Source organism: Pseudoalteromonas sp. Z1A6, assembly GCF_011378745.1.
Lineage (GTDB): Bacteria > Pseudomonadota > Gammaproteobacteria > Enterobacterales > Alteromonadaceae > Pseudoalteromonas > Pseudoalteromonas arctica.
Map to the genome: position 1 here is coordinate 1 of NZ_WTKW01000471.1, position 2,579 is coordinate 2,579.

A 2,579-nucleotide genomic window follows, 5' to 3' on the forward strand; every position below is an offset into this window, starting at 1 on the left:
ATTTAGAATTCCCCAAAAAATAAGTACAAACAGCCAGCATTCTCCAAATATTATAAAATTACGCCAAGAGAGCTTAAACAAACGACTGTAACTAACATTTTCTGAGCTACCAAATTGTTGTATGTACATAAGGCCTTTAAAGCCAGCTATTAAACTAGTAAAAATAAAAACTGACATTAAAGTGTTATTACTTACGTACTCTTGAGGCTCTTGCTGAAAGCCAGCATACGCCCCCAATAAAGATAACAACAAGGAAAAAGGAAGGATTAAAAGCAACGACGTTTTTATATTATTTTTATTAACGGTCATTAGCATTAATAAAGGAAAGCTCATAGAAAATGTAATAAGTGAGACTAACCATGTAGGGCTTGTTGCTGGCCACACATTATTTTCTATACTGCTATACAAAAGGGTAAGAGCAATAGCCTGTAGTACGGCAAGTATAATTATAAAAGATTTTGGTAACTGACTATCCATATCTGTTCTCAACAATAGGTTTTAGTCAGTTTGCGTTATTCGTTCCTATTTTACAATTGCTTCACATTTTCAAATAAAATGCTTTGCATAGGGCTATATAATCAGCAGTGTAGGTATTATCTAAGTTTCTAATACACAGGATTGATGATTCTATATCGCTTTTTACGTAGCTAAATGTCATTAAACTGCGGCTAATATCTTTATTGGGCGTGGCTTTTACTTGGCAATGAGTATTTAAATAAAGCCCATTTTGAGTAGCAAGCTCAATAAATAATGCGCCTTCAACGCTTGGGAGTATTAAGCTAAAGCGGGAACCACTATGGCTTAAATGTTTAAACGCATTAATTAACTCTTCAAAACTTAGGCCGTCGTTATGGCGTGCGGTATTACGCGCAACATTATCGCCTTTTAAACTGTGATTAAAATACGGTGGATTAGAGATAACCACGTCAAATTTAACTTCACTACTAAAGCGTTGAATAGTTTGGTGCGTAATACTTATAGTTGGCCACGGGCTATTAGCTACATTTTGTAATGCTTGGGTATAGGCGCTTTCGTCAATTTCTACCGCAGTTATATCAAGCTCATTACTGCGCTGCTTACACATTAGTGCTAGTAAGCCGGTGCCGGTGCCTATATCAAGTAACGACTTTGCACCGCTTAAATTAGCCCATGCGCCAAGCAAAATGCCATCGGTAGAAACTTTCATTGCACAGTGGTCGTGTTCAACTTTAAATTGTTTAAATACAAAACCAGACATTTTTTCACCTTTTCATTCACCAAGCGCAGCATAGCGCGTATAATCAGGGTAATTGTCCCTTATTTTAGACACTCTATGCAATTTTCTGAATTTGATCTTGATAACAAGCTACTCGATGCCATTAATAAAATGGGCTACGAGACGCCAACCAGCATTCAACAACAAGCTATTCCTGAAGCACTACAGGGGCGCGATATTTTAGCATCTGCGCCTACTGGTACAGGTAAAACAGCGGCATTTTTAATTCCGGCTATTCAGTACTTACTGGATTTCCCACGTCGTGACCCTGGTTTTGCGCGCGTACTCGTTATGACCCCGACTCGTGAGTTAGCTTATCAAATTCATGAACAATGTGAACTGCTAGCTAAACGCACACACCTAAAAATTGGTGTAGTAACAGGCGGTATTAACTACGGCACACATAAAGAAATTTTTGAAAAAAATAACGATATTTTAATCGCCACACCAGGTCGATTAATGGAATATCTTGAAACCGAAAATTTTCATGCTGAACACGTAGAAATGCTTATTATTGATGAAGCAGATCGCATGTTAGACATGGGTTTCAAAAAAGAAATGAGCCGTATTTGTGACGAAGCTAAAAATCGTCGCCAATGTTTTTTATTCTCAGCAACACTTGAAGGTGACAGCGTAGAAAGGTTTGCTGAAAAAACATTAAACGACCCAGCTCTATTAGAAGCCGAATCGTCACGTAAAGAAAAAGCTAAAATTCACCAATGGGTACATTTAGCCGACGATTATCATCACAAACTTGAATTATTAGTTAATACGCTAAAAAACCCTGACGTAACTAAAGCGATTGTGTTTGTTAAAACTCGCGAACGCTTAGAAACATTGATTGGCGAACTTACAACTAATGATGTAAAAGCGGCGTGGTTACGCGGCGAAATGCCACAAGACAAACGTATGAAAGCCATGGAAAACTTCCACAGTGGCAAAACAAGCATATTAGTTGCTACCGACGTAGCTGCACGTGGTATTGATGTATCTGACATCAGCCACGTTATTAACTTTGATATGCCGCGTACTGCCGACGTATATGTACACCGTATTGGTCGTACTGGCCGTGCTGGTAAAAAAGGGATAGCAATATCGCTAGTAGAAGCACACGACATTGGTATTTTATATAAAGTAGAGCGTTACGTTGAGCAAAAACTAAAACGTCGTGTAATTAGAGGTGTTGAGCCACAGCATAAAGAAGCTAAGCCACCTGCTAAAAAGCGTAAAGATCCAGTAAAAATGAAAGCCAAGAAAAAGGCCAAGGTTAAAAAGAAAAAGTAACCTAAAACATTTTTATACTAAGCCGACTTTTGTCGGCTTT

The 2,579-nt window shown here is 38.2% G+C and carries 2 protein-coding genes and 1 pseudogene; 1 reads left to right on the forward strand and 2 read right to left on the reverse strand.

Going from position 1 to position 2,579, the window contains the following annotated elements:
- Positions 1–477 (reverse strand): annotated as a pseudogene (locus tag GQR46_RS18595) (DUF4153 domain-containing protein); the annotation flags it as partial.
- 61 nt (positions 478–538) lie between these two features.
- Positions 539–1,237 carry a methyltransferase gene (locus GQR46_RS18600; protein ID WP_165742009.1) on the reverse strand — a complete coding sequence of 233 codons (699 nt, stop codon included), beginning with the start codon at positions 1,235–1,237 and terminating at the stop codon, positions 539–541.
- A gap of 75 nt (positions 1,238–1,312) precedes the next feature.
- On the opposite strand from GQR46_RS18600, the gene srmB reads away from it, so the two are divergent.
- Positions 1,313–2,539 carry an ATP-dependent RNA helicase SrmB gene (gene srmB, locus GQR46_RS18605; RefSeq protein ID WP_007376476.1) on the forward strand — a complete coding sequence of 409 codons (1,227 nt, stop codon included), beginning with the start codon at positions 1,313–1,315 and terminating at the stop codon, positions 2,537–2,539.
- Positions 2,540–2,579: the final 40 nt, after the last annotated feature.